This is a genomic window from Paenibacillus sp. J5C2022 (genome assembly GCF_025567625.1).
Taxonomy (GTDB): domain Bacteria; phylum Bacillota; class Bacilli; order Paenibacillales; family Paenibacillaceae; genus Pristimantibacillus.
Genome location: NZ_JAOQJC010000027.1, coordinates 17,051 through 42,711 on the forward strand (window position 1 = coordinate 17,051; position 25,661 = coordinate 42,711).

The 25,661-nt window shown below is 54.1% G+C and carries 22 protein-coding genes and 2 other annotated features; all 22 genes read left to right on the forward strand.

Going from position 1 to position 25,661, the window contains the following annotated elements; genetic code table 11:
• Position 1: 1 nt before the first annotated feature.
• The 22 genes from cobA to rplU all read left to right on the forward strand — a co-directional run bounded on the left by cobA (position 2) and on the right by rplU (position 25,654).
• Positions 2-1,552, forward strand: coding sequence for a uroporphyrinogen-III C-methyltransferase (gene cobA, locus M6D81_RS20380; protein WP_262678858.1), 1,551 nt, complete (start codon positions 2-4; stop codon positions 1,550-1,552).
• Between the two features lie 16 nt (positions 1,553-1,568).
• Positions 1,569-2,570 carry a porphobilinogen synthase gene (hemB, locus tag M6D81_RS20385; protein ID WP_262678859.1) on the forward strand — a complete coding sequence of 334 codons (1,002 nt, stop codon included), beginning with the start codon at positions 1,569-1,571 and terminating at the stop codon, positions 2,568-2,570.
• The gene (gene hemL, locus M6D81_RS20390) at positions 2,570-3,880 is read left to right on the forward strand and encodes a glutamate-1-semialdehyde 2,1-aminomutase (RefSeq protein ID WP_262678860.1); all 1,311 of its coding nucleotides are present in this window, start codon (positions 2,570-2,572) and stop codon (positions 3,878-3,880) included. Before hemB ends, hemL begins: the two co-directional genes overlap by 1 nt.
• A complete protein-coding gene (locus M6D81_RS20395) occupies positions 3,877-4,863 on the forward strand; it encodes an RluA family pseudouridine synthase (protein WP_262678861.1) in 987 nt (328 codons plus the stop codon). Before hemL ends, M6D81_RS20395 begins: the two co-directional genes overlap by 4 nt.
• A gap of 95 nt (positions 4,864-4,958) precedes the next feature.
• On the forward strand, positions 4,959-6,281 hold the full coding sequence (locus tag M6D81_RS20400; RefSeq protein ID WP_262678862.1) for a LysM peptidoglycan-binding domain-containing protein: 1,323 nt from the start codon (positions 4,959-4,961) through the stop codon (positions 6,279-6,281).
• A 142-nt stretch (positions 6,282-6,423) separates the two neighbouring features.
• Positions 6,424-6,677 (forward strand) — a binding site (T-box leader).
• A 52-nt stretch (positions 6,678-6,729) separates the two neighbouring features.
• Positions 6,730-9,372, forward strand: coding sequence for a valine--tRNA ligase (locus M6D81_RS20405; protein WP_262678864.1), 2,643 nt, complete (start codon positions 6,730-6,732; stop codon positions 9,370-9,372).
• Positions 9,373-9,391: 19 nt separating this feature from the next.
• Positions 9,392-10,777 carry a bifunctional folylpolyglutamate synthase/dihydrofolate synthase gene (locus M6D81_RS20410; protein WP_262678865.1) on the forward strand — a complete coding sequence of 462 codons (1,386 nt, stop codon included), beginning with the start codon at positions 9,392-9,394 and terminating at the stop codon, positions 10,775-10,777.
• Between the two features lie 7 nt (positions 10,778-10,784).
• A complete protein-coding gene (gene murC, locus M6D81_RS20415; protein WP_262678866.1) occupies positions 10,785-12,194 on the forward strand; it encodes a UDP-N-acetylmuramate--L-alanine ligase in 1,410 nt (469 codons plus the stop codon).
• Between the two features lie 1,197 nt (positions 12,195-13,391).
• Entirely contained in the window at positions 13,392-14,696 is a 1,305-nt protein-coding gene (locus tag M6D81_RS20420; protein WP_262678867.1) for an SPOR domain-containing protein, read from the forward strand.
• Positions 14,697-14,792: 96 nt separating this feature from the next.
• Positions 14,793-15,035, forward strand: coding sequence for a DUF4321 domain-containing protein (locus M6D81_RS20425; protein ID WP_262678868.1), 243 nt, complete (start codon positions 14,793-14,795; stop codon positions 15,033-15,035).
• A 46-nt stretch (positions 15,036-15,081) separates the two neighbouring features.
• Positions 15,082-15,714, forward strand: a complete 633-nt coding sequence (locus M6D81_RS20430; protein ID WP_262678869.1) for a Maf family protein — start codon at positions 15,082-15,084, stop codon at positions 15,712-15,714.
• A gap of 56 nt (positions 15,715-15,770) precedes the next feature.
• Entirely contained in the window at positions 15,771-16,460 is a 690-nt protein-coding gene (radC, locus tag M6D81_RS20435) for a RadC family protein (RefSeq protein ID WP_262678870.1), read from the forward strand.
• 85 nt (positions 16,461-16,545) lie between these two features.
• Positions 16,546-17,574, forward strand: a complete 1,029-nt coding sequence (locus M6D81_RS20440; RefSeq protein WP_262678871.1) for a rod shape-determining protein — start codon at positions 16,546-16,548, stop codon at positions 17,572-17,574.
• A gap of 46 nt (positions 17,575-17,620) precedes the next feature.
• Positions 17,621-18,502 carry a rod shape-determining protein MreC gene (mreC, locus tag M6D81_RS20445; RefSeq protein WP_262678872.1) on the forward strand — a complete coding sequence of 294 codons (882 nt, stop codon included), beginning with the start codon at positions 17,621-17,623 and terminating at the stop codon, positions 18,500-18,502.
• The gene (gene mreD / locus M6D81_RS20450; RefSeq protein WP_262678873.1) at positions 18,499-19,023 is read left to right on the forward strand and encodes a rod shape-determining protein MreD; all 525 of its coding nucleotides are present in this window, start codon (positions 18,499-18,501) and stop codon (positions 19,021-19,023) included. The genes mreC and mreD overlap by 4 nt, the downstream gene beginning before the upstream one ends.
• Before the next feature lie 101 nt (positions 19,024-19,124).
• Positions 19,125-19,757 carry a septum site-determining protein MinC gene (locus M6D81_RS20455; protein ID WP_262678926.1) on the forward strand — a complete coding sequence of 211 codons (633 nt, stop codon included), beginning with the start codon at positions 19,125-19,127 and terminating at the stop codon, positions 19,755-19,757.
• A 99-nt stretch (positions 19,758-19,856) separates the two neighbouring features.
• Positions 19,857-20,648, forward strand: coding sequence for a septum site-determining protein MinD (gene minD, locus M6D81_RS20460; protein ID WP_262678874.1), 792 nt, complete (start codon positions 19,857-19,859; stop codon positions 20,646-20,648).
• A 7-nt stretch (positions 20,649-20,655) separates the two neighbouring features.
• Positions 20,656-21,804, forward strand: a complete 1,149-nt coding sequence (locus tag M6D81_RS20465; protein ID WP_262678875.1) for an FtsW/RodA/SpoVE family cell cycle protein — start codon at positions 20,656-20,658, stop codon at positions 21,802-21,804.
• Between the two features lie 188 nt (positions 21,805-21,992).
• Entirely contained in the window at positions 21,993-23,057 is a 1,065-nt protein-coding gene (locus M6D81_RS20470) for a M23 family metallopeptidase (protein ID WP_262678876.1), read from the forward strand.
• A complete protein-coding gene (locus tag M6D81_RS20475) occupies positions 23,050-23,931 on the forward strand; it encodes a M50 family metallopeptidase (protein WP_262678877.1) in 882 nt (293 codons plus the stop codon). The genes M6D81_RS20470 and M6D81_RS20475 overlap by 8 nt, the downstream gene beginning before the upstream one ends.
• Before the next feature lie 32 nt (positions 23,932-23,963).
• The gene (locus M6D81_RS20480) at positions 23,964-25,175 is read left to right on the forward strand and encodes an Rne/Rng family ribonuclease (protein ID WP_262678878.1); all 1,212 of its coding nucleotides are present in this window, start codon (positions 23,964-23,966) and stop codon (positions 25,173-25,175) included.
• Between the two features lie 74 nt (positions 25,176-25,249).
• Positions 25,250-25,326, forward strand: a sequence feature (ribosomal protein L21 leader region).
• Between the two features lie 16 nt (positions 25,327-25,342).
• Positions 25,343-25,654: a 50S ribosomal protein L21 gene (rplU, locus tag M6D81_RS20485; protein WP_262678879.1), complete on the forward strand. Its 312-nt coding sequence runs from the start codon at positions 25,343-25,345 to the stop codon at positions 25,652-25,654.
• The last annotated feature ends 7 nt before the right edge of the window (positions 25,655-25,661 follow it).

The following is a 25,661-nucleotide window of genomic DNA, read 5'->3' on the forward strand; positions in this document are numbered from 1 at the left end:
AATGAACAAGGGGAAGGTATATCTGGTAGGCGCCGGTCCGGGAGATCCCAGACTAATTACGTTGCGGGGACTGCAATGCCTGAAGGAAAGCGATACTATCGTGTATGACCGGCTGGCCAGCCCGCGACTGCTGCGTCATGCGAAGGCCGGCGCGGAGTTCATCTACGTGGGCAAGCTGCCGGATCGCCATACGATGAAGCAGGAGGAGATCAACAGGCTGCTTGTCGATCTTGCTCTGGAAGGGAAGACGGTAACGCGGTTGAAGGGCGGCGATCCAACCATATTTGGCCGTGTCGGCGAAGAGGCCGGCTTGCTGTACGACCATGGCGTAGAGTTCGAGATTGTTCCCGGCATTACTTCCGCGATAGCCGTTCCGGCATACGCAGGCATATCGGTCACACATCGGGAGCTTGCTTCCTCCCTGTCGATCGTGACCGGGCACGAAAGCCCGGAGAAGCTGGATCAGTCCATTCAATGGGACAAGGTGACGAATGCGACGGGCACGCTGCTCTTCTTGATGGGCGTGGCCAAGATCGACTATATTGCTTCCCAGCTTATGAAGCATGGCAAGCCGCCGCATACGCCCGTCGCCCTGGTCCGCTGGGGAACAAGGGTGGAGCAAGAGACGGTTGTCGGCACCCTGGAGACGATCGCGGATATTGTGAAGCAGCGGAACTTCCAGCCTCCCGCCGTCATTGTAGTAGGAGAGGTTGTGCTGCAGCGGGAGAAGCTAAGATGGTACGAGAACAAGCCGTTGTTCGGCATGCGGATACTCGTTACGCGGGCAAGAGCTCAAGCGAGTGCATTGACAGATCTAATCGAAGAGATGGGCGGAGAGCCGTGCGAGTTCCCCGTTATCGAGACGCGGCTGCCGAAGGAGCCTGAAGCTGTACGGGCATTGCGCGAGCGTCTGGAAGCTGCGGAAGACTACCATTGGGTTATTTTCACAAGCGTTAACGGAGTGGAGTACTTTTTCAGGTGGCTGAAGGAGCTTCGCATCGATATAAGAAGATTCCATAAGGCGAGAATTGCCGCTGTAGGGCCCAAGACAGCCGCAGCCTTGCATGAGCGGGGATTGTTCGTGGACGAGCTGCCGGAGCAGTATGTCGCCGAAGGTCTGCTAAGCCAGCTGGAACAGCATATGCAACCCGGTGAGAAGGCGCTCTTGGCACGCGGCGATCTGGCTCGCGAGGTGCTTCCCCGAGAGCTGGCGGCAAGGGGTGTGGAAGCGGTGGAGGCGAACGTATACGAGACCGTTGTTGCCGACACGCAGGATGGGATGGTAATGGAATGGCTGCGGGAGAAAGCGATACACATGATTACCTTCACCAGTTCGTCCACCGTCGGCAATCTGCTGGAGGTGCTGCGACGGAACGGCTGCGACGATCCCGTCGACCTGCTGGAGAGCATACCCGTTGCGAGCATCGGACCCATCACATCACAGACGGTTGCCGAGGCGGGACTTGCGCTTACGGTCGAAGCGAAGACGTCTACGATCGAGGGACTGCTTGATGCCATTGCAGACTATAACAAAAACCGAAACAGCAACTAGGAAGGAATGGTGACAGATGGGTTATCCAATCGTAAGAAATCGGCGGCTTCGCCGCAGTGCGGGGCTTCGCAGTCTCGTGCGGGAAACTGCGCTCGGGGTAGATGATTTTATTTATCCGCTGTTTGTGACTCATGGGAACGACGTGAAGGAAGAAATACCGTCCATGCCGGGCGTGTATCATTACTCGCTGGACGTCTTGCATGAAGAGATCAAGGATATCGTCGCATCGGGCATCAAATCAGTTCTCCTGTTCGGCGTGCCGGAGCATAAGGATGATCGAGGAAGCTCCGCCTACGACGCGAACGGCATCGTGCAGCAGGCGATTCGCGCCGTGAAGTCATGGGCGCCTGAGCTGGTCGTCATTGCGGACACATGCCTGTGCCAATTCACGGATCATGGCCATTGCGGCGTCGTCGTGAAGGAGGAGCGGAGCGGACATGCCGTGGTAGACAATGACCGTTCGCTGGAGCTGCTTGTTCGGACGGCCGTGTCGCAGGCGGAGGCGGGCGCCGATATTATCGCGCCGTCGAGTATGATGGACGGATTCGTCCATGCGATAAGGGAAGGGCTTGACGCGACAGGCTATAATGATATCGCAATCATGTCCTATTCCGTGAAATACGCTTCGGCGTATTACGGCCCGTTCCGCGATGCCGCGCATTCCACTCCGCAATTCGGGGACCGCAAGACGTATCAGATGGACCCCGCGAACAGCAGGGAAGCGATGCGGGAGGCGGAAGCGGATGTGATGGAAGGCGCGGATATGCTTATGGTGAAGCCTGCGCTCGCTTATCTAGATGTGGTAAGACTGCTGAAGGAGCAGTTCGATCTGCCTGTCGTAGCTTACAATGTCAGCGCGGAGTATGCCATGGTGAAGGCGGCGGCGCAGAACGGATGGCTGGATGAGCGTGCCGTCGTCCTGGAGACGCTGACCGGCATGAAGCGGGCAGGCGCCGACATGATCATCACTTACCATGCCAAGGATGCCGCTCGCTGGCTGAAGGGAGAGGATGTGTAATGGAGCAAGGTCTGGGAAGAAGAGGCGACAGCCGTTCCACTGAAGCGTTCGCAAGAGCGAAGAAGGTTATTCCGGGGGGCGTGAACAGCCCGGTGCGAGCGTTCAAGTCCGTCGGCTTGACGCCCGTCTACGTGGAGAGAGGCGAAGGAAGCCGAATATACGATATCGACGGCAACAGCTATATCGATTATGTAGGGTCGTGGGGACCTCTCATTATGGGTCACGCCCATCCTGAAGTGGTAGAAGCGCTGCGCAAGACGGCAGAGAAAGGCACGAGCTTCGGCGCGCCTACCGAGCTGGAGACGCTAATGGCGGAGCTTGTCGTGGAACGCGTCCCGTCAGTGGATATTGTGAGGATGGTCAATTCCGGTACGGAGGCGACGATGAGCGCGCTTCGACTGGCCAGAGGATATACAGGCAGAAGCCGCATTCTGAAGTTCGAAGGCTCCTATCACGGACATGCGGACAGCTTGCTGATTAAAGCGGGTTCAGGCGTCGCTACGCTCGGCCTGCCGGACAGTCCCGGCGTTCCGGAAGGGGTTGCCTCCCATACGATCACCGTTCCTTACAACGATATTGAAGCGGTCAAGCTTGCATTCGACAAGTATGGCGAGGAGATTGCCTGCATTATCGTCGAGCCGATTGCCGGCAACATGGGCGTCGTTCCGCCGCTGCCGGGGTTCCTGCAAGGCTTGCGCGATGTTACATCACAATACGGCAGCCTGCTCATATTCGACGAAGTGATGACGGGCTTCCGTGTCGCTTACCATTGCGCGCAAGGGCTGTACGGCATAACGCCGGACCTGACCTGCTTCGGCAAAGTCATCGGCGGGGGCTTGCCTGTAGGGGCGTACGGCGGACGGCGGGAGCTGATGGAGCAGATTGCGCCAAGCGGACCGATCTATCAGGCCGGTACCTTGTCCGGCAATCCGCTCGCGATGGCGGCGGGCTATACGACGCTGAAGCTGCTAACGCCGGAAGTGTACCAGCAGTTGGAGCGCCAGGCGGCCAAGCTGCAAGCGGGCATGGAGGACAATGCGAAGAAGCGTGGCGTTGCTTCCACCATCAATCGGGTAGGCTCCATGGTATGTCCATTCTTCACAGAACAGCATGTCATTAACTTCGATGTCGCGAGAACCAGCAATCTGGAGCAGTTCCAGGCCTACTTCGCTTCCATGCTGGAGTTGGGCATCAACATAGCGCCTTCCCAATTCGAAGGGATGTTCGTGTCCGCCGTCCATAGCGATACCGACATTGAGATGACTCTTCGGGCGCATGATGCGGCGCTGGAAAGGCTTCAGAAGGCATGATGACGAAGGGCTGGGAGGAAGCCGTCCGCCATGGGGAATGGCTGGAGCTGCCATGGGAGAAGCTTGCCGGTCTGGCAGCTTTCCCGGAACCCGGAGCAGCTCCTGCTCAGCCGGAGACCGGCAGCCATCCGCACCTGGTGCGGCAATGGCTGGCGGCTTCTTCTTTATTCCCGGAGAAGTGGGTGAACCGGCTCTTCTCCGTCGGCGGAATACGGTGGCACGAAGAGAAGCTTGCGCTCAAGTGCTTTCCGGCGGCACAAGTTAACGACGACCCGCTGTATCGAAGGGCGAAGCAGTCGTCGTCTTGCGGAGAGCGACCGGCTGTCTTGTACGAGGATGACTATTGTCTTGTGTTCGACAAGCCGGCTGGCATGGCCGTTCATGGTTCCGGTGAAGTTGGACAGAGTCGAGGGACGCTGGACGAGGCTGCGGCGAGGCATCTGCTGGCCTGTGACGACCCGTTGCCGGTGCGTCATATCCACAGGCTTGATGACGATACGTCGGGCCCCGTTCTATATTCCAAGAACGATCTCGCGCAGCTGCGGCTGGACGAAGCAATGCGCGGGAAGGAGATTCATCGCCGATATGTTGCGGTTGTGCACGGGCGCCTGAACAATCGATCCGGGATCATTCGCGAGCCGATCGGCAAGGATCGGCATCATTCCACGCGCAGGAGAGTGTCTTCGAATGGCGACAAGGCGGTTACGCGATACGAGATGATCGCTTCCAACTCTCGTTACTCCTTGGTCCGTCTTGAACTGGAAACCGGGCGCACCCATCAGATTCGCGTACATATGAGCCATATGGGACACCCCTTGCTAGGTGACGAGTTGTATGGGGGATCAATCGACATGCTCAAGCATCAGGCGCTGCATGGCGAAGAGCTGATCTTCGCCCATCCGTTGACCGGCGGGAAGATTAGCGCCGCATCGCCGCGACCGGATTGGCTTGTCAGGCTATTGGACAGAATTGACCTGGTTTGAAAAAGACAGTCATGCTCTCGGCAATCCAACCATATAGATAAGTAGTGTATGTAACGCTAGCCCAAGCATTCAGGAAGTGAAGGGAGGACTTAGGCGTGTCTAATGGGATGAACGGATTGCGCTTTGATGTATACGAGAGGGTCCATATGCCTGACGACGTAGCTGCCATCGACGAGCTGGAAGAGATTGAACTGGTACCTCGTATACAAGTTATCGATCAAGGTGATCAAGCGGTATTGAAGGGGCAATTGCTGCTCAGCGGCGTATATCGGGGGCAGAATGCAGCAGACGGCCCGCTGACGCTGGAGCACTGGATTCCGGTGGAAATCTCGTTGCCAATGAATCGGGTGTCCCGGCTCGATGACATCTCTATCGAGATTGACAACTTCGACGTTGACCTGCTGTCGGCCCGTACATTGAATATTACGGGTGTGTTATCGCTTCGCGGAATAGCGATGGAACCCCCTCAGGAAGAACAGGGAGGGTGGGAGGAGGATGCCTTCACAGCTGTACATGAGCGTGAACAGAAGCAGTGGGATATGTCTCAGGTATCGGATGTAGCTGATGAAGAAGTGAACGCGACGTACATAGTGGATCGCGGCGCACAGAGTGCAGAGGACTATACTGCTGGCGAAGCGGAAGCGGAGCAGGAAGTGACGATGGAAGCTCAGGCAGCGGAGGAACCAGGCGAGCAGTATTATGAGGGACAAACTGAACGGGAAAGTGATCAGGCGTCTTCTTCATCGTGGGAGTATCAGCCTATTCAGCAGCCTGAAGCAGGACAATCCTATAGTAACGAAAAGGTTGCGGCGCGGCAGCCGTTCTTAGACACTGCTGAAGCTTCTGAAGCTGTTGAAGCTGCGATTCAGGATGAAGGACACCAGGCGGAAGAGCCGGAATCCCATCAGGAGCAAGCCCAGCATGATGGTTATGCATTGCTGGAGAAGGAAAGACAGGAAGACGAGGACGCGTCAGACCTGTCGCAGCCTTCTGCATTCGCAGCGGAACAAGAGCCTCTTCCCGCAGAGCCTGTCAAGCCGGAGGTGCAGATTGCGTTCTCCGGCAAATCTCCGGAACGCAGCGACGGCAGTCCGGAGGTGGGGATTAGGTCTCTGCTTCAGTCCAGTCAGCGTGAGAGGGCAGTACGGGAAGCGGCAGAGCAGTCGCAGGTGGAGCAGGAAGCGGAGCGGGCGGAAGCCGTCCAGGAGGCTGAGGAAGAGATCGAATGGAAGCGATTGTTCCTCAGCAAGCAGGAAGGCGACTCGGAGTTCAGGAAGATCAGAATGTGCATCGTTCAGCGCGAAGAGACGCTGGAAGAAATTGCGACCCGCTACAGCTTGAACCCAAGGGAAATACTTGTTCACAACGGATTGCATGAATCTGCCATAGAAGAGGGGCAAGTATTGTACATTCCATAAAAGATACCGATTACGAATAAGGCGGGCTTGCGCTCTGGCGCAGGTACCGCCTTATTAGGTACGTGCGAAGCGAATATCGTATACGCCAATCGCCAGGTTGACTATCGCGTCGTATAGAGGTATGATGATAAGTATATGCGTTATAACGACGTGGAAGGGGAATAGCAGCAGCTATGCCTTCAGAGAGCAGGACCGTTGCGCTGAGAGGTTCTGCAGGATGAACCTGCATGCGAGTCGCCCCGGAGTCGCTTTATTGAAGCGGGAAGCTTTGCAGCCTGCCCGTCCTAGGTAAAGCCGGTAACAGCCGTTATCTGTAAGAGTGCCGCGGGAGATCTTATACGAGCTCATTCGCGGAACAAAGGTGGTACCACGGGAGTTAGACCTTTCGTCCTTTACAGGGCGGAAGGTTTTTTTGCATATACCCAGATTGATGTGGAGGATGGAGCATATGTCTGAAAATCAAAGCAATCAAGCAATGCCGACAACTTATGATCCGAAAGCAGCCGAGCAGAAATGGTATCCTTACTGGATGGAAGGGAATTTCTTTCAAGCAGGCAAGCGACCCGAGGCGGAGACCTATACGATCGTCATCCCCCCGCCCAATGTGACTGGCATGCTGCATATCGGCCATGCGTTGGACTTTACCCTGCAAGATATTCTCATTCGCGCCAAGCGGATGCAAGGATACGACACGCTATGGCTGCCGGGCATGGACCATGCCGGTATCGCTACTCAGACGCGAGTGGAGCAGAAGCTGCGCGAGAACGGTACGTCGCGCCACGAGCTGGGGCGTGAAGCCTTCCTGGAGAAGGTATGGGAGTGGAAGGAGCAGTACGCCGGCACCATTCGCGACCAGTGGTCGAAGTTGGGGCTGTCGCTGGACTATTCCAGGGAACGCTTTACAATGGATGAAGGCTTGTCCAAAGCGGTGCGGGAAGTATTCGTCCGGTTGTATGAGAAGGGGCTTATTTATCGCGGCAAAAAAATTATTAACTGGGACCCTGCAGCACGGACTGCACTATCCGACATTGAAGTGGAGTACAAGGAAGTTAATGGACATCTGTACCATTTGAAATATCCGCTCAAGGACGGTTCCGGCTTCGTGACGGTTGCGACGACAAGACCGGAGACGATGCTGGGTGATACGGCGGTTGCGGTTCATCCGGAAGACGAGCGATACAAGGACATGATCGGCAAGACGCTTGTGCTGCCGGTCATCGGCAGAGAAATTCCGATTGTCGCGGATGAGTACGTCGAGAAGGACTTCGGTTCCGGTGCGGTGAAGATTACGCCTGCTCATGATCCGAACGACTTCGAGGTGGGCGAGCGCCATAGCTTGCCCCAGATCACAGTTATGGACGAGACGGGCACAATGAATGCCGAGGCAGGCCCATATCAGGGGCTGGACCGAGCGGAGTGCCGCAAGAAGCTCGTGAAGGACTTGCAGGAGCAGGGCGTATGCGTACTGATTGAGGACCATGTTCATCAGGTCGGCCATAGCGAGCGCAGCGGTGCTGTTGTGGAGCCGTATCTGTCCACGCAATGGTTCGTCGCGATGAAGCCGCTGGCAGAAGCGGCGATAGCCGCGCAGAAGTCGGGCAAAGGCGTCCAGTTCGTGCCGGAGCGCTTCGAGAAAATATATCTCAACTGGATCGAAAATGTGCGCGATTGGTGCATCTCCCGCCAGCTGTGGTGGGGTCACCGCATCCCGGCTTGGTATGACGATACGACGGGCGAGCTTCACGTATCCCGCAAGGATATGGACGGCGATCATCTGCGTCGGGACGAAGATGTGCTGGATACTTGGTTCAGCTCTGCGCTGTGGCCGTTCTCTACGCTTGGATGGCCCGACCAGAGCGAGGATCTAAGCCGTTACTATCCGACCAACGTGCTTGTAACAGGCTACGACATCATTTACTTCTGGGTAGCCAGAATGATCTTCACTGCACTGGAATTTACAGACGAGAAGCCGTTCCGAGACGTGCTGATTCATGGATTGGTGCGGGATAAGGACGGACAGAAGATGTCCAAGTCACTGGGCAACGGTGTCGATCCGCTCGAAATTATTGAGCAATATGGCGCGGATGCGCTCCGCTTCATGATATCGACGGGCAGCACGCCCGGTCAGGACTTGCGTTTCCGGATCGAGAAGGTGGAGCAAGCGCGCAATTTTGCCAATAAGATCTGGAACGCTTCACGCTTCGCGCTTATGAATCTGGAAGGCTTCAAAGCGTCGGATATTGACATCATGGTTAAACTGGGCACAGCTGACCGCTGGATTTTGCACCGGTTCAATGAGACGGCGCGCGACGTAACCAGGCTGATGGATAACTATGAATTCGGCGAGACAGGCCGCGTGTTGTACAATTTTATATGGGATGACTTGTGCGACTGGTATATCGAATTCTCGAAGCTGAGTTTGAACGGGTCGGACGAATCGGCGAAGCGTGCGACGCAGTCCGTACTGGCTTACGTACTGGATCGCACACAACGGCTTATTCATCCGTTCATGCCGTTCATTAGCGAGGAAATATGGCAGCATCTTCCTCATGAGGGGGAGACGATCACGCTGGCAGCGTGGCCGAAGTACGATGCTTCGCTGGAAGCGCCGGATGCCGTTGCAGAGATGAACCTGCTTATGGAGATGATCCGTGCCGTCCGCAATATTCGCGCTGAAGTGAACGTGCCGATGAGCAAGAAGATCGAGCTTCTTATCAAGCCTTCCAGCGAGAGCAATGCCGCTATACTTGCCCGCAATGAAGAATTCGTGAGACGCTTCTGCGGCACTTCGCTTCTGGAGACGGGTATGCATATCGCTGCTCCGGATAAAGCGATGACTGCAATCGTCACCGGTGCGGAGCTGTACTTGCCGCTTGCGGGTCTGATCGACATAACGCAAGAAATCGCGCGGCTGGAGAAGGAGCTGGCTCACTTGAATTCCGAAGTGCAGCGCGTCGAGAAGAAGCTTGCCAATGAGGGCTTCGTATCGAAAGCGCCGGCGAAGGTTATCGACGAGGAACGGGCGAAGATGAAGGATTATGCCGAGAAGCGGGATAAAGTGCTGCAGCGGATAGCCGAACTGCAGGGCTAACGGGAAGAAGGGATGCAAGATGACGGAACAAAGGCAAACGGGAAGCGACAACAGCGGCTTGGCCACCTACAATGAGGCTGTCTCCTGGATTACGAGCTTGATTCCATTCGGCATAAGACCGGGACTGCAGCGGATTGAAGAGCTGCTGGAGCGGTTGGACAATCCGCATCGCAGGCTGAAGTTTATCCATGTCGCCGGCACGAACGGCAAAGGCTCGGTTTGCGCTTATTTGACAAGTGCGCTCATGCGAGGAGGTTACGATGTGGGGACATTCACGTCCCCTTACATCACGAAGTTTACGAATCGATTTCAATATAATGGCGAGGATATCCCGGAGGAGACCCTTCTTGCGCTTGCGAAGAAACTGAAGCCTCATGTGGACGAGCTGGCGGGAACGGAGCTGGGATCGCCTACCATGTTCGAAGTTTCTACCGCGCTGGCTATTCTCTATTTCGCCAAAGTAAGCTACCCCGATTACGTGGTCTGGGAGACCGGACTTGGCGGACGATTGGATGTAACTAATATAGTCTGTCCGGTCATCTCGATCATTACGAATGTCGGCCATGACCATATGGACCGGTTAGGCGACACATTGGAGCAGGTAGCAACGGAGAAGGCTGGCATTATCAAGCCCGGCGTGCCTGTCGTCAGCGCTGTCTCCCAGCCTGAGCTCGTGAGCATCATTCGCGAGACAGCGGAGCGGAAGAAGAGCTCGTTATACATGCTGGGCGACCAATTCCGCTTCGAGCGACTGGAAGCCGGCGAGGAGGAACAGTCCTTCCGCTTCAGCGGCTTGTTCCGGGAGCTCCCGGAGCTGAAGATCGGACTTAGCGGGGCACATCAGGTAACGAATGCGGTCACTGCCCTTATGGCGCTGGAAGTGCTGCGACAATATCAAGCGCTGGTTCTGGATGAGGATGCGATCCGCGAAGGGCTTCGCAGCGCGACATGGCCGGGACGGATGGAGTTGGTAAGTCATGAGCCGCGCATTCTGCTTGACGGCGCGCATAACCCGGAAGGAGCGGAAGCACTGGCGGCGGCCTTGCGCGATACTTACAAGTATGATCGGTTAATCGTTATGATGGGCATGCTGGAGAATAAGAATCATCGGGCGACGCTCCGGCATATACTACCCATAGTGAATATGCTTATTGTAACCGAGCCTGATTATCGCATGAAGCAGGATGCGGACGAACTGGCTCGGCTGGCAGAGGAGATGCGGGAATCGTGGTCTCCGGCGCCGTCGTTTCAGTTAGTCGTTGCGAAGGATTGGAAGGAAGCGCTGAACAAATTGCAGGAAGCAACCGGGGAGACGGACCTTGGAGTCGTGACAGGCACGCTGTATTTGATAGCGGATGTACGCTCCTATATGTTGTACAACTCGGATTCTGAAAAAGGTTGGTGAACCGTCTTTGAATACGGCAGAACACATCCACTTCATCGGAATCGGCGGTTATGGAATGAGTGCCATTGCCCGCGTGATGCTGGAGAAGGGATATAAGGTAACAGGTTCGGATGTGGCGCGACAGGAGTTAACGGAGAAGCTCGCTGCGAAGGGAGCAGATATCTTCATCGGCCATCAGCCGGAGCATGTGAAAGGAGCGGACCTCGTCGTATACTCGACAGCGCTGCCTAGTGACAATGTGGAGCGAAAAGCGGCGGAAGCCTTGCATATTCCGGTGTTGCACCGCTCCCAAATGCTGGCCAGGCTGATGAATGCGGGCAAAGGCATCGCCGTTGCCGGAGCGCACGGGAAGACGACGACTTCCTCCATGATCGCGCTTGTCATGGAAGAATGCAAGACGGACCCTACTTATATTATCGGTGGCGAGATTGTCAACGTCGGCACGAACGCGAAAGCGGGCAAAGGCGAATATGTCGTAGCGGAAGCGGATGAGAGCGACGGTTCCTTCCTGCACTATCATCCCGCGATTGCGATCGTAACCAACATCGAACCGGATCATCTGGAAAATTACGATGGCGACTACGAGAAGCTGAAAGCGGCCTATGTCCAATTCCTTCAGCAGGTAAAGCCTGACGGGAAGGCGATTGTATGCGCGGACGATACAGCGATACAGGAAATATTGCCGAGGGCCCGCAAACGGGAGGACGGAGCGGATGAGCCTCTATTAATCACATACGGCGTTGAACATGACGCTACCTACAGGGCGGAAGCCATCGTGCTGGGCGATCGTAAAGTTTCCTTCGATATGCTTTGCAAGGGCGAGCCTCTCGGTCGCGTTGAACTGTCTGTTCCTGGACTCCACAATGTATACAATGCGATGGCGACGGTCATTACATGCATAGAGGCAGGCTTGTCTTTCGAAGCCGTGAAGGAAGCAATCAAGCTGTTCCGCGGCGCGAAGCGGCGTTTTCAGGTGTTGGGTGAAGTGAACGACATACTCGTCATTGATGACTATGCTCATCACCCGACGGAAATCCAGGCAACAATCAGTGCTGCCAAGGCGACAGGGAAACGAATCATTGCCGTCTTCCAGCCGCAGCGTTATACGAGAACGTACTTCCTGTTCGAGCAGTTCAGCAGAGCCTTTCCGGAAGCGGACGAGGTTATCATATCCGATATTTACTCGCCTGCCGGCGAGCAGCAAATAGAGGGTATCAGCTCTAGCAAGCTGGTGGAATTGATTCGGAATAACAGTCATGCCAGGGCGGAGTATATTCCCACGAAGGATGAGGTGCTGGCGGCGCTTCAACAACGTGTAAAGCCAGGCGATCTGGTCATTACAATGGGCGCCGGCGACATATGGAAGGTAGCGGATGCTCTGGCCAAGTCTCTGCAAGCATCACAAGGCGAAGCGTAGCAACAACAATAACGCAGCAAATTCAGCAATAGACTAACCCATCAGGAAGCTGACTCACTTGAAGGATGGTTTACCAGGATGAAATAGGGGCGGTGCAGGGATGATAATCCTTGCGCCGCCCTTTCTGCTTATCGTCATTATTACTGTCGTTAGCTGAATCTGTCGGATGAACTGGAAGAGAGTCATTTACCCCCATTCCTTCCCAAGCTCAGGAACTCGAATAGTTTACAGGTGCTCGGTTATGGCGAGGCCTCACGCTCCCTTCAGCTCAGGATCATGATTAGTTGCAAGTACCTGACTGCGACGTGGCTCCATTCTCCCTTCAACTCAGGAACTCGAATAGTTTACAGGTGCTCGGTTATGACGAAGCCTCACTCTCCCTTCAACTCAGGAACTCGAATAGTTTACATGTGCTTGGTTGTGGCAAGGCCTCACTCTTCCTTCAGCTCAGGCATTCGATGGAAATGACTATTAATAAATAATTTAATTAGAAAGATGACCATCGGAGAATCACGCTATCATGCTCCTGAAAGAAGAACACAATGAGCGGGGGAAGTGAGTCAAGATGTTGCACTCCTGAAACAAGGGGATAGTGAGGAGCAAGAATGAACCAGATGATTCGCTTCTGAGACATGGGGATAGTGATGAAGTTCGGACTTAGCTCAATTAACAACGCGGCTGCTGTTATTCAACAAAATGAATTGCCTTGAATTGCTCTACTCAGAGCAGATCTTTTGTGTCAGACAGAGGAAGGAGTCTTCCAGCATCGGCATATCTCGTAATTTGATTTCATAGAATGATAGTAGACATAACATTGGAATCAAGGGAGTGATCGACATGAACAAGAAGCCTTCCAACCGAATAACTTATCGATTCGACCGTAGCGGTAATATAATGCATGGTAATGCGAAGCCAGCAGCCCATGCTCAACATGGGGAAACGGGAATTAATGGAACTTCAAATGTTGTCCCCTTATACCCGTCGCATGCTGCGAATGTTATACATGAAAGCGAGTATTGGACAAGCCCTTATCAAGAAGACATCAGCAAATTGGAAGAATTGATCAGGAATTCTACACATGATCGCGATAAGAAGCGGTCTCGCGACAATGAAGTCGATGTCATGCCTGGACACGCCACATGGGGGGATAGGGAGCCAAGACGTGAAAGCAAAAAAAAGCAGGACGAAAAGGAAAGTATGAATATCACAACATGGCATGGTGGTAAAGTAAGTCAGGATAATGAGACACGGCTGAATAGCAAAACACGACAAGCTGGCACGACCGAGCAGAACGGAAGGGAATGGACGGATAACGAGCGGAAGCGGGATGACGCGATACGTCAACATGGCACGGCATGGCACAACAGCGAGGAACGACCGGATAACGAGGGATGGCAGAATGGCAAGCCAAGGCGGCGGGATAGCGATGAATGGGGGGATGAGCTGTATGCGCACAGAAGCACAGGCGCATCCTCGCATACTAACGATCTTCACGACGAGGAGGACAAGCAATTTGAATCGGAGTATAGGGGGAACTTCGATTACCTTGAGGAGGATGGTCCTCATGTGCGGAGAGGTCAAGGCCCCTCATGGTTTAATGTATTCCTGTCGGTCGCAGGAGCGCTGGCAACTGGCGCGTTGTTCGGCTATATCATTCTAAGCTTGTTCACGGGATCAGAACTGTGGCCGTTCAAGGAACGTTCCGCTTCAAGCGACAGTGCGATGCAGCAAAGTGATGAGACTTGGCCCGGTACTTCGGAGGAAGGAACGGATCGCTTAAGTATCAACAAAGGAACGACGCAGTCGGGTAAGGAAAACATAGATCAGGAAGGCGCAGTTGCTATCGACACTTCCGCTGGCAGCTCTGCGGTTGCCATTGACGGACTGGATTTTACCTACTACATGCTGCAATACGGCGTGTTCAGCAATACGGAAGGCATGGATGCCGCCTTGAAGCAGCTTCGCGACAAAGGACTTGCTTCCGCTTCCATTCGCAGCGGCGAAAGCAAGTATGCCGTGTTTGCAGGCGTAGCCGCCGATGCACAAGACTTGAAGACGCTTGAGAACAAACTATCGGGGCTGATCCTGTACGGAAAGGAAGTGCGGCTGCAATCGCCGGATTCAATGAACTTTACGGGTACACAAGAGGACGCTAAAGCATTCTTCGAACAAACGAACGGACTTATTGCGGTCTGGAGCAATCTCATTACGGCTCAATTCGAGCAGAATTCTCTCTCCAGACTGGGTGATGCTGCTACCGACGCTTGGGAGAAGCGGCATTCGCAGTGGAGAGAGATCGCAGAGGCGATGAGCAAGGGAATGAATGACAAGCAGGGCGGCGCATATCTGGAAAAGCTGACAGCTGCAATGGAGAAGACGGCATCCTCTATTGCCGCCTATAATAAGAAGCCGTCCAGTGCACCGTTATGGGAAGCGCAAGCCGCATTAATGGAAGCGGTGCTGGTACAAAAAGAATGGTTTGAGACGATGGGCGCATTGTAAAGAAAGGAATTGGAGCGTATAATAGTGAAAGGTGTCAAATAGCTAAGTGTCACAGGCGTGTAAAAGTGGTAGTTGCACGGTAGGGAGGGAAATGCATTGAAGAAAAGCGGTTGGACTCTCCTACTCTTCGTCATATTGGGTTTGCTTGCGGGAGCTCTGCTTTCGCACTGGCTGGAATCCGTTCCGGGAACAGCCTTCCTGACCAAACCAATCGAAGCGACAATATCGCCTGCCATTGATTTGTATGTGCTGGACTTTGCCATGAACCTCGATATTCGCATCAGCTTGCTGAGCATAATTGGTGCAGTTATCGCAATATGGCTTTATCGCAAGCTTTAGCGACTTAATAACCTAGAATAAGCAAGCTTACAAGGAGAAGGCAGTTATGACAGACCAACTCGCATATTCACATCCGATAAGCCGGATTGTCCTGGCTTCATCGTCTCCGCGCCGGAAGGAACTGGTCGCAGCTATGGACCTTTCCTTGCCGGTTTCTATTTTGTCTGCGGACGTAGAGGAATGGATCGATCCGTCATGGTCGTCAGAGCAAGCCGTGCAGGAGCTGGCCATTCGCAAGGGCAATGCCGTCAGGGACAGGCTCAGGAAGCAAGATGGTCCTGTGTCATCTGATCTTGTCATCGCTGCCGATACGATCGTCGTACTGGACGGGATTCCGCTTGGCAAGCCGGAGGATGATGGGCATGCCAGAGAGATGCTGACGGCGCTGCAAGGGCGCTGGCACGAAGTCTATACTGGCGTCGCTTGTCTGCCGACGGCTTCCGGAGAGGATACAGTCTGTCATCGCCTGACGAAAGTGCATATGAAGCCGTTAAGCCAAGACAATATCAGCCGATATATAGCAACGGGTGAACCGAGAGATAAGGCTGGCGGCTATGGCATCCAAGGACTGGGATCAATGTTCATTCATGAAATTGAAGGCTGTTATTTCAACGTGGTCGGCTTGCCCGTATCGCTGCTGTCCGATATGCTGAGGCGGTATGGCATTGAGGCATATTGAATTGCGATGCGGCGGGCATTGCACGCCAACTATGAACACAAAGGCGGTTATGGGACATGGAGATGCAAAGCAGCAATTTGCGTGATGTCCCCCATGAAGAACGTCCAAGAGAGCGCATGATGAGATATGGGGCTGAAGCGCTTAGCCATGCGGAACTGCTGGCTATTCTGCTTCGAACGGGAACGCAGCGTCAATCGGCAGTTCACCTGGCGGGAGCCGTATTGAAACAATGCGGCAGTCTGCGCAATCTGATGGATATGAGCATGGAAGAATTAACAGCCATACGAGGCATAGGTCCCGCGAAGGCAGTTCAGCTGCGCGCCGGCATCGAGCTAGGAAGGCGCATGATCAGGAGCAAGCTGCCCGACGTCTTGTCCGTACGCAGCCCCAAGGATGCCGCCGACTATTTGATGGAGGATCTTCGTTATTTGAAGAAGGAGCATTTCGTCTGCTTGTTCCTCAATACGAAGAATCATATTATTGCCCGGGAAACCTTGTCGATGGGCACCCTTAACGCATCTCTCGTTCATCCCAGAGAGGTGTTCCGCGCAGCTATTAAATGCAGCAGCGCATCCATCATTTGCGCGCATAACCATCCAAGCGGCGACCCGACGCCAAGTCCCGAAGACATACACTTGACGAAGCGGCTAGCGGAAGCGGGCCAGCTTGTGGGCATTGACATACTTGATCATATTGTAATAGGCGATGGCAGCTTTGTCAGTTTGAAGGAGCAGGGATATCTGTAATATAATAATAAGAGTCGGTTTATGAACCGAATTTGAACGAGTAATCGATAGATGATATCGTTTCAGTGAAGAAGGGAGCAGCAGTATGTTTGGGAGCTTTACGAAAGATTTGGGTATTGATCTGGGCACAGCCAATACTCTTGTATATGTGAAAGGAAAAGGAATTGTCGTGAGGGAGCCGTCGGTGGTTGCCTTGCGTACTGATACAAAAACGATCGAAGCCGTAGGCGAGCAGGCGAAGAAGATGATCGGGCGCACACCCGGCAATATTCGCGCCGTTCGTCCGATGAAGGATGGCGTTATTGCCGATTATGACACGACGGCTACGATGATCAAGTATTTTATTCGATCTGCCCAGAAGCAGAGGTCGCTGTTCCCCCGTCATCCCAATGTGATGGTATGCGTACCGTCCGGCATTACAGCCGTAGAGAAGCGCGCTGTCGAAGATGCCGCGAAGCAAGCCGGAGCGCGCGAGGCTTACACGATCGAAGAGCCGTTCGCAGCGGCAATCGGAGCCGATCTTCCCGTATGGGAGCCGACGGGCAGCATGGTCGTGGATATCGGCGGCGGTACGACGGAAGTTGCGGTTATCTCGCTCGGCGGCATCGTTACAAGCCGTTCTATCCGCGTCGCCGGCGACGACATGGACGAAGCGATCATGCAATACATCAAGCGTCAATACAATCTGATGATTGGCGAACGCACGGCGGAGCAGTTGAAGATGGAGGTCGGCTCCGCGCTGCCGCTGGACAAGCCTGAGACGTTGGAGATTCGCGGCCGGGATCTCGTATCCGGCTTGCCGAAGACACTGCCTACCACATCCGACGAGATTACGGACGCCTTGTCCGATACCGTTAATTCCATCGTGGAAGCAGTAAAAGTAACGCTGGAGAAATGCCCGCCAGAGCTTGCGGCGGACATTATGGATCGGGGAATCGTATTAACGGGCGGAGGCGGCTTGCTCCGGAATTTGGACAAGCTGCTGCAGCGCGAGACGGGCATGCCGGTCATCGTGGCGGACAATCCGCTGGATTGTGTAGCGATCGGAACCGGACGTTCTTTGGATCACATTCATATGTTCAAAGGCAGGGGCTCCTCACGCTCACGGCGATAAGCTATCGCTATAAGTAGCACGGACAAGGGGATTTAGGGGTGAGGGATTGCTTAATCTATTCAGAAATAAACGTCTGTTCATGCTCATGATCGGAATGATTCTTACAATTGCGATTATCGGTTTCTCGTTAAGCGATCGCAAAGAACTCTCCTGGCCTGAAAAATTTCTGAAGGATACCTTTGGCTACGTTCAGCAATGGTTCTACAAGCCCGCTGGCTCTATAGCGGGCTTCTTTGAGGATATCAGGGGACTGAAAGAAGTCTACGAGGAAAACGAGCGGCTCAGAAGCGTGGCGGCTGCTTACTCTCGGGATAAAGTAGAGTACAACTTCCTTAAGCTGGAACACGAGCGGCTTATGGAGGACCTTGCATTCACGAAGCAACAGAAGCAAATGTACAATTACAACTACTTGATTGCTCAAGTTGTATCCGTCAGCAACGATGCCAACAACCGTACCATGAACATCAATCTCGGCTCGAAGCACGGGGTCAAGCCGAATATGGCAGTTACGACGGTTGACGGATTGATCGGCCTGGTAAGCTCTGTGTCGCCGTTCACCTCCACGATTACGCCAATTACCGAATTGAATGAGTCTTCTCCTACTACGAATGGAAATTCCATCGCCGCGACGATCGAAGGGAGAGAGGACGACTCCTTCGGCATTCTCAGCTATTATGACAAAGAGAAGAAGCGGCTTGTTATGACCAGAATCGAAGAAACGGATAAGTTGGAGGTCGGCGACAAGGTCGTTACCTCAGGGCTTGGCAATGTGTATCCGAGAGGAATGGTTGTCGGTACGGTAGAGACGAAGCAAGTTGGCGACATGGGGCTTACGTATACAGCCACAGTGAAGCTTGCTGCGGATTTCGACCGTTTGTACGAAGTGTTCGTCGTTCAGCCGCCTGAGATGGAGGAGCAGGAGCGATGAGCATGAATCGAATCGTTCCGATCATGGCTCTGCTGTTCGTCCTTGAAGGCGCGCTTGTGCCCTGGCTTATTCCGGATAGTTTTGACGACCGTATCATACCGCACTTTATTTTTGTAATGGTTATTTTTGCCGCGCTGTATCGGGGGCGATTTGCCTCGCTTATGATTGGCGCTGGCTTCGGCTTACTGCAGGACATCGTGTATTACGGACATATGCTCGGCGTTCATTTTTTCTTGATGGCGATTATAGGCTACTTCACGGGCTTGCTGCTGGAGAAGAAGAGAGTAACGCTGCTAATGGCGATATCGGTCGTCGGGCTGTGTTGCATCGTATACGATTCTGTCTTGTTCGGCATCTATTATGTGTTCCGCATTACCAATGCCTCCTATGCCTGGTCGCTCATCCATTACATTCTTCCAAGCTTGTTCTTGCAGCTGGCTTTCGCACTTGCGTTATACATTCCCCTGCGCCGCATGTTCCAATCCCGCATGTCGAATGGCGCTGACGACGAAGAAGAATGAGACAACCGGTAAAAATCTTCCCGGGATGCAGGAATTGGCGGCGTCGGCCAAGAATTTTATAGGTTGGGGAGGGACGAGTCGTGGCCGATAAGCAACATATTATGATAAAAGGCGTAAAAGAAGGTCTGCTGTTCCTTCTCGATGATGAGTGCACATTCGAAGCCCTGCTTCAAGAACTGCGGCATAAGCTGGAGAAGACGCATCAACAACTGCTCTCCGGACCGTTAATCCATGTTCACATCAAGCTGGGCGCAAGGGACGTGACAGATGAGCAGAAGGAACAATTAACGAGCATCATTCGAGCGCAAGGCAATCTGATGATCGGTTCAATAGAATCCAAGTCGTCAGGCGGGGCTGACGTTAACGATAAAGAGAAGCTGAAGGTCATGACTTGCATCGTCCGCTCCGGGCAGACCGTGGAGCATGACGGAGACCTGCTTCTGATCGGAGATGTCAACCCAGGCGCCAGCTTGCTGTGCACCGGGGATATATATGTGCTGGGAGCGCTGCGGGGTATGGCGCATGCCGGAACCGGCGGACGCGAAGATGTCATTATTGCTACATCGCTCATGCGCCCAACGCAGCTTCGCATCGGCGATGTCGTAAGCAGGCCGCCGGAGGAATGGGCCACGGGCGACGCATCCATGGAGTTCGCTTATTTGAACGAAGGCACAATGCAGATCGACAAGCTGTCTCAGCTTTATCGCATCAGGCAGAAGCCGATTCCTTTTTAAACATTATAGAGTTGATCAGTTTCGGGGTCCCCGCAAAGTACCTGGGTAAGCTTCGAAGAGAAGCCCCACTTTGTGGGGATATTTAAAGGGGTGTAGAGTATGGGAGAAGCGATTGTAGTAACTTCGGGCAAAGGAGGCGTCGGCAAAACGACGACAACGGCCAATATCGGAACGGCTCTTGCCTTGCTTGGAAAGAAGGTATGCCTGGTCGATACGGATATCGGGCTTCGCAATCTCGATGTCGTGATGGGCCTGGAAAATCGGATCATCTACGATCTGATCGACGTAACGGAGGGACGCTGCAGGCTGAATCAGGCGCTTGTGAAGGATAAGCGCTTCGAGGAGCTCTACATGCTGCCGGCCGCTCAGACGAAGGATAAGGATGCGGTAAAGCCTGAACAGATCCGGAAGATTGTGCAGGAGCTGAAAAATGAGCATGACTATGTTCTGATCGACTGCCCTGCAGGCATCGAGCACGGGTTCCGCAACGCCATTGCCGGTGCGGATCACGCCATCGTCGTGACGACGCCGGAGAATGCCGCCGTACGGGACGCCGACCGTGTTATCGGCCTTCTGGAGGGGGAGAAGATTCCATCCAAGCTGGTTATTAACCGTATACGTCAGAAAATGGTCAAGAACGGCGAGATGCTGGATGTGGATGAAATATGCCAAGTGCTGTCGATTGACCTCGTTGGCATTGTGCCGGATGATGAGAAAGTGATCTCCGCCGCCAATAACGGCGAGCCGACGGTGATGAATCCGGCATCGCGTGCGGCTATCGCCTATCGGAATATTGCGCGGCGCATTTTAGGAGATATGGTTCCGCTAATGGTGCTGGACGAGAAGGTTGGTGCCTTCAAGCGGTTCCGCAAGTTTTTTGGAATAGGATGATGGCTTCGTGCTGAATAAACTGAAGAAGCTGGACTGGGGCATACTCCTAATCCTGGGTCTGCTAATGGCCGTCAGTGTCGTAGCCATTCACAGCGCAACAGCGTTTACACCCAAGTACAGCGGCAGTGTAGTGAAGCAGCTGATGTTCTACGGATTGGGATTTGGAGTTGCCATTGTATCTGTATTGTTCGACTATCGTATTGTGCTGAAGCTCTGGCATGTCATGTACGGCGTTGGAATCGCCTTGCTAATCGCGGTCTATTTCTTCGGCGGCATCGTTAATGGGGCGAAAGGCTGGTTCAGACTGGGCGCTTTCTCCTTCCAGCCTGCGGAAATCGTCAAAATCATTCTTATTATCGGAATAGCCTACTTGATGGGTAAGCGGCAAGGCGACAAGCTGAATTTCTCGCAGGATTTGCTGCCGATCGGCGCGTTCGCTTTCTTGCCGTTCCTGCTCGTTATGATTCAGCCGGATCTCGGCAATGCGATCATCTACCTGGTCATCGTGGTCGGCATGCTATGGATTGGCAATGTGAAGTATACCCATGTATTGATCGGAATTACCGCTCTCGTGGCGGGACTTGTATTGTTCGTCATGCTGTTCAACATGTTCAATGAGCAGATCTACAACTACTTGGATAATGCGGAAAAAACACATTGGTACGACCGAATCAATACGTTCATTAATCCGAACGAAGCCAGCGCCGACGCACGCCATCAATCGGAAAATGCGATGATTGCGATTGGCTCGGGCGGACTGAGCGGCGATGGCTTCCTTCAGGGAGACATGAAAAATGGCGGATTTATTCCCTATACGTATTCCGATTCCATATTCGTCGTCATCGGCGAGGAGTTCGGATTCCAGGGTTCGGCGATATTGCTCATGCTGTACTTCCTGCTTATATACCGAATGATTATGATTGCATTCAAGTGCTACGACCGCCGGGCATCCTATATCATTATCGGCATTGTGTCGATGTTCGTCTTCCAAGTGTTCCAGAACATCGGCATGATGATCGGCTTAATGCCGATTACGGGCATTACACTGCCCTTCGTCAGCTATGGCGGCACGTCGCTGCTGCTCAATATGCTGTCTATCGGACTTGTGCTAAGCATTAAAGCACATCAGGAAGTATATGAGCTGGTGGCGGATTAGCAAAATATAGGGAAGCATGAAAGAGGCGGTGCGGGTATGGAATTCCCGACACCGCCTCTTTACTATTGATGCAAGGAAGTGCACCGTTCGTCCAGGCATCTCGCATACTTGTCCCGGCTTCTTCATACATATGTTGTAACTATTCTGTAAGGAACATACGGCATATAACGAAGAGGGAGGACGAGGATATGGGAACAAGAGACGATGTGAAGAAACGCCGTCAGCACAAGATAGAAAGCTTAACCCGCCAATACGCCGACCGGACGGCACGGGTGGAAGCGGAAAGGCCCGATGAGCCGGACTGGGAACGAATCTCGCATAATGGAGCCTTCTACCGGGAGGAAGACGCGATTCACAAGCCGATCGGCATGAGTGCGACTGGCTATGCGAGCAAGGAAAAAAACAGGATGCTGTTCGATCAGGCACAAGGCGGCAAGCGCGAACGGCAATCGTTCGAAGAATCGGAGGGACGGACCGGCACGTCGCATAGCGGGGCGAGGCTCGTCGATCCCGAATTGGAATGGAAGCGGAATCCAAATCCATGGGAGAGATGGGGGGAGTACTCTGACAGAGGCGGAACGCAGGGGAGAAGCGTCGGACTGCGAGACCATTACGAGCCTGAACCGCCATATCCGCAGAGAGGTCATCACTTTCGAAAGCAGCTTGTACGAAAGTTCGCCATTGCAATCGTGCTGTTCATTGCAGTGTGGGGAATCTTCCAATGGCAGCATCCCTGGACCGTGAAGGCGCAGACGGTGGTAAAGGAAGCGCTGACGGAGGAGATAGACTTCGCGGCGGTCGCCGGCTGGTACAAAAGCGTGTTCGCGGGTGCGCCTTCCTTCATCCCTATATTCAAGGACAGCAATAATGAGGCAATCGGTGTAGACGGGAAGATGAAGACGACGGTCGTCTCGCCGTTGGAAGGCGGCGTGCTGCTGCGCACGTTCGCCGAACTGCTCAACGGGATCGAGCTCGCCGGCGATTCCGGGGCACAGGTTGTAGCCGCGGAGCGCGGGAGAGTGGTCATGGTGTCACGAGCTGGAGACAGCGTGCTGCTGCAGCACGCCGGCAGCCGAATGACCATATACGGCAAGCTGGGGAGCAGTGATGTAAAGGTGGACGATTGGGTCGAAGCGGGGGACGTCATCGGCGTTTTGAGAGAGGCACCGGAAGAAGGCCACAGCCCGCTCTATTTCGCCATCAAGCAAGACAATCAGTATGTTGATCCCGTAGGTGTGATTCCTCTTGATTAAATGGCGCGGCATTCGCTGGTCCATCCATCCGTTATTCGTACTGATCATGGTGGCCTCCGCCGTAACGGGCTACTTCGCGGAGTTGATTACGCTATTCATCATCGTGCTCGTTCATGAGATGGGACATGTTCTGGTGGCGAGAAGCCTGGGATGGACTGTCAAGGAAGTGAAGCTTCTGCCGTTCGGCGGAGTCGCCGAAGTCGAGGAGGCGGGCGGTGCAAGCGCCAAGGAAGATGCAATTGTCGCCATTGCCGGCCCGCTGCAGAACGTCTGGATGGCGGCCGCTGCCTGGGGCTGTGGCGCGTTTGGCATTTGGGATGCTGAATGGGCCCAATATGTAATGATGGCCAATGTCATTATCGGTTCATTCAATCTGCTGCCGATTCATCCGCTGGACGGAGGCAAGCTGATGCAGTCTCTGTTAAGTTATTTTCTTCATTACTACCAAGCGCTGCTGTGGACCGCCAGAATCAGCTTGACGCTTAGCGGCGCGATGACGCTGTCCGCTTTATTGCCCGTCCTGCTGCACGGAGAAGGCGTCCAGCTCAACCTGTTTATTATTGGCGTTTTTCTGATCGCGTCGAATTGGACGTACATGAGGCATGTTCCATTTCTATTCTATCGGTTCCTGGTGCAGCGGGAACGGCTTGCGAGACGCTTAACGGAACTGGGCAGGGAAGCCAGCCCGTTGATCGTGCAAGGAGGACAATCCGTGCTGTCCGTGGCACGCCGCTTCAATCGGGAGAGATATCATCTGGTGTATGTGTTGGAGCCCGCTGCGAAGGAATTGAGGGTGCTGGCTGAAGAGGCGATTGTAGCGGGGTGCTTGTCCGGCGAGAATCCAGGTCGTGCAGTGTCGGAGCTTTTGCGTTAGAATAGTAGGAAAGAGGATCGGGAGGAACGTTAATGAAGCAAATGCTTGTGCAAGTGGACGGCGACAGAATACAAACCGCTGTTCTGCAGGATGGCAAGCTAATCGATTTTCATCTGGAGACCAGCCATAGCGCAAGCCTTGTCGGCAACATATACCGGGGCAAGGTCGTCAACGTGCTGCCCGGCATGGAGGCGGCCTTCATCGATATCGGTCTGGCCAAAAACGCCTTCCTGTATATCAATGATCTGCTCCATCCCAATCTGGACAAGCAGCCCGGCCATAAACCTTCCATTGCGGATACCGTCCGCCCCGGGGAGGAGCTTATGGTGCAAGTCGTGAAAGACCCCATTCGCGGTAAGGGAGCCCGTGTGACGACGCACTTCAACCTGGCGGGACGCTGGCTTGCGTATATGCCGTCTGCAGATTATGTGGCCGTCTCCAAAAAAATTGACGACGATGCGGAGCGGGAACGGCTGAAAGAAATCGGCGAATCGCTGCGGACCGGTGAAGAAGGCATCGTTATGCGCACGGCTGCGTCCGGTGCGGAGCAAGAGGCGCTGAGCGGCGATGCGAAGCGGCTGCGCAAGCTGTGGTTAGCGATATTGGCCGCGAACGAGACGGCAGCTGCACCGGCGCTGCTCCATGCCGAAGACGGCTTGCTGCAGCGGGGTGTACGCGATTATTTCACGATGGACCTGGATGAAATATGGGCGGACAGGTCCGACAAGCTGGAGGAGATTGCTGCAATGCTCGGCACGATTGCGCCGTCCCGAAGAGAGCGGCTTAGGCTGTATCGGACGCGGGGCGGACTGCTTCAGCATTATGGCGTCTGGCAGCAGCTCGAAGAGGCATTCGCTCGTCGGATACCGCTGGACAGCGGCGGCTACCTCATATGGGAGGAGACCGAGGCGCTGACGGTCATCGATGTGAATACGGGAGGCTACACCGGTACGGCTAGCCTGGAGGACACCGTGTTCCGGACCAATACGGAAGCTGCGACACTTATACTGCGATTGCTCAGAATCAGGGATACGGGCGGCATTGTCATTGTCGATTTCATCGACATGGAGCGGGAGTCGAACAGGCAGAGCATCTTTCAAAGCATGGTGCAGGAGGCGCGCAAGGATGCCGCCAAGTGCACGGTCGTCGGCTGGACCCGGCTCGGCTTGATGGAGTTGACCCGCAAGAAAGCGCGGAGCAGCAGCGTCAGAGAACTGATTGGCGCGCCGCGGCGGCCGCTCTAGTAAATTATCTTGCCATAGGCTATTATATATGATAAACTGTTTTGGTGTATGTTTCTCATGTTGACATGAGACATGTGCCGGTACCGCTCGGATCGGGTAGACAAAGCGCGGCTCATACCGCCACCTGAATTAGGCGAGTCTTCGTAGAATAAGGAGGTGCACCGAATATGTTCGCAATTATTGAAACTGGCGGCAAGCAATACAAAGTTCAAGAGGGCGATGTGATCTACATCGAGAAGCTTGAAGGCGGCGAAGGCGAAAGCGTTACTTTCGACCGCGTGCTGGCTGTATCCGGCAAGGACGGTCTGGTGGCAGGTTCCCCTGTTGTGTCCGGCGCTAGCGTCACTGGCAAAGTGGAGAAGCACGGCAAAGGCCAGAAGATCATCGTTTACAAGTACAAGGCGAAAAAGAACTACCGTCGCAAGCAAGGTCATCGTCAGCCTTACACGAAAGTAACGATCGAGAAAATCCAGGCGTAAGAGGATT

What these genes read in the sequence shown, in the direction of transcription:
- cobA (WP_262678858.1), top strand. Translation starts at nt 2, where the DNA reads ATGAACAAGGGGAAGGTATATCTGGTAGGCGCCGGTCCGGGAGATCCC.
- hemB (WP_262678859.1), top strand. Translation starts at nt 1,569, where the DNA reads ATGGGTTATCCAATCGTAAGAAATCGGCGGCTTCGCCGCAGTGCGGGG.
- hemL (WP_262678860.1), top strand. Translation starts at nt 2,570, where the DNA reads ATGGAGCAAGGTCTGGGAAGAAGAGGCGACAGCCGTTCCACTGAAGCG.
- M6D81_RS20395 (WP_262678861.1), top strand. Translation starts at nt 3,877, where the DNA reads ATGATGACGAAGGGCTGGGAGGAAGCCGTCCGCCATGGGGAATGGCTG.
- M6D81_RS20405 (WP_262678864.1), top strand. Translation starts at nt 6,730, where the DNA reads ATGTCTGAAAATCAAAGCAATCAAGCAATGCCGACAACTTATGATCCG.
- M6D81_RS20410 (WP_262678865.1), top strand. Translation starts at nt 9,392, where the DNA reads ATGACGGAACAAAGGCAAACGGGAAGCGACAACAGCGGCTTGGCCACC.
- M6D81_RS20420 (WP_262678867.1), top strand. Translation starts at nt 13,392, where the DNA reads ATGAATATCACAACATGGCATGGTGGTAAAGTAAGTCAGGATAATGAG.
- M6D81_RS20430 (WP_262678869.1), top strand. Translation starts at nt 15,082, where the DNA reads ATGACAGACCAACTCGCATATTCACATCCGATAAGCCGGATTGTCCTG.
- radC (WP_262678870.1), top strand. Translation starts at nt 15,771, where the DNA reads ATGGAGATGCAAAGCAGCAATTTGCGTGATGTCCCCCATGAAGAACGT.
- M6D81_RS20440 (WP_262678871.1), top strand. Translation starts at nt 16,546, where the DNA reads ATGTTTGGGAGCTTTACGAAAGATTTGGGTATTGATCTGGGCACAGCC.
- mreD (WP_262678873.1), top strand. Translation starts at nt 18,499, where the DNA reads ATGAGCATGAATCGAATCGTTCCGATCATGGCTCTGCTGTTCGTCCTT.
- M6D81_RS20455 (WP_262678926.1), top strand. Translation starts at nt 19,125, where the DNA reads ATGATAAAAGGCGTAAAAGAAGGTCTGCTGTTCCTTCTCGATGATGAG.
- minD (WP_262678874.1), top strand. Translation starts at nt 19,857, where the DNA reads ATGGGAGAAGCGATTGTAGTAACTTCGGGCAAAGGAGGCGTCGGCAAA.
- M6D81_RS20470 (WP_262678876.1), top strand. Translation starts at nt 21,993, where the DNA reads ATGGGAACAAGAGACGATGTGAAGAAACGCCGTCAGCACAAGATAGAA.
- M6D81_RS20480 (WP_262678878.1), top strand. Translation starts at nt 23,964, where the DNA reads ATGAAGCAAATGCTTGTGCAAGTGGACGGCGACAGAATACAAACCGCT.
- rplU (WP_262678879.1), top strand. Translation starts at nt 25,343, where the DNA reads ATGTTCGCAATTATTGAAACTGGCGGCAAGCAATACAAAGTTCAAGAG.